At 68.6% G+C, this 1,250-nt stretch carries 1 protein-coding gene; it reads right to left on the bottom strand.

Annotated features, from left to right (window positions below; genetic code table 11):
• Positions 1–1,250: tetratricopeptide repeat protein (locus ACSFA2_RS25550; protein ID WP_435458130.1), on the bottom strand; the 1,250-nt coding region annotated here is incomplete at both ends.

Here is a 1,250-nt window from a genome sequence, read left to right as displayed (position 1 = left end):
CGGATCTTGCGATCGGCGAACGAATAGCCCAGCGCGTTGTATGCATTCTGGCTCTCGGGCTTGAGCTGGATGAGCCGGCGCAGCAGGCGCTCCATGTCGTCGAGGCGGTTGAGCTTCTCGGCGACCATGGCCTGGTCATAGACGAGGTCGCCGTCGTCCGGCGCCGCCGCCGAGGCCTGGGCGAGCATGTCGTAGGCCGCCTGGTACTGCTTCGCATCGCGCAGCAGCTGCACTTCGGCGAGGAATTTCTGCTTCTTGTCGTCGGGTGTGCGCTCGGGCAGGCCGCGGATGATTTCGCGCGCCTGGGGCAGCTTGCCCTGGCGGGCCAGCAAGGCTGCGCGGCGGGTCTGGGCGGCCACCAGTTCGTCGGGGCCGTCGACACGCGCGAGCCATCGCTCGGCCGCCGTGAAGTCCTTGCGCCGTTCCGCCAGTTGCGACAGCGCGAAGTACGCCTGCGACACACCGCGCTTGCGGTCGGCGGCGTCATTGGCATCGCCATCGGCGTCCTTGTTGGCGCTGCGGCTGCCCGACAGTTCGATGAATCGCTTGATCGAAGTCTCGGCCGCGGCGTCCTGTTTGGCCTGCATCTGGAGGCTGCCGAGCAACAGCCATGGCTCAGCCAGCTCGGGCCGCGACGTGGTCACTGCCTGGAGTTGCGTGGTGGCATCGGTGAAGCGCCGGTCCTCGACGAGCGCGCGGGCGTAGGCAATGCGCAGGTCGGGCGTGGCCTTCGGGTTGTTGTTCAGGTAGCGAGTGACGATCGGCTCGGCGAGCGGCTGGCCGGGGTCGATCATTTCGAGTGCCAGTGCAGCGGGCGCATCGGAACTCGGGTCGATTTCCTGGCCCTTGCGCGCGGCTTCCAGGGCGCCGGAAGCATCGCCTGCGTTCAGGCGCAACCGGCCGACGGTGGCCCAGGCCATTCCGCCACTGGTCGGGCTCTTCAGTTCGTCGGCCAGGGCCTGCTCGACCACCGAGGCGGCCAGCTTCTTGTCGGCGGCGCGCGAGTAGGTGCGTGCGATCACGGCCATCAGCAGCGGGCGTTCGATCTGCGACGTGGCCGCCACTTCGGCACGCAGCGGCTCGACGGTTTCGCTGATGCGGTTCAGCGCGATCAGGATCTGCAGCTCGATGCGGCGTGCGTCGCGCGAAGTCGGCAGGGCCTCTTGCCAGGCCCGTGCCGCGGCAAGGGCCGCCTCGCCGGAACGCGATTGCAGGGCGATCTCGACCGCACGCTGGAACAGCTTGCCGTC

The sequence above is a fragment of the Variovorax cryoconiti genome, from assembly GCF_051216395.1.
Taxonomy (GTDB): domain Bacteria; phylum Pseudomonadota; class Gammaproteobacteria; order Burkholderiales; family Burkholderiaceae_C; genus Variovorax.
This window is presented reverse-complemented; position numbering and strand designations above follow the sequence as displayed.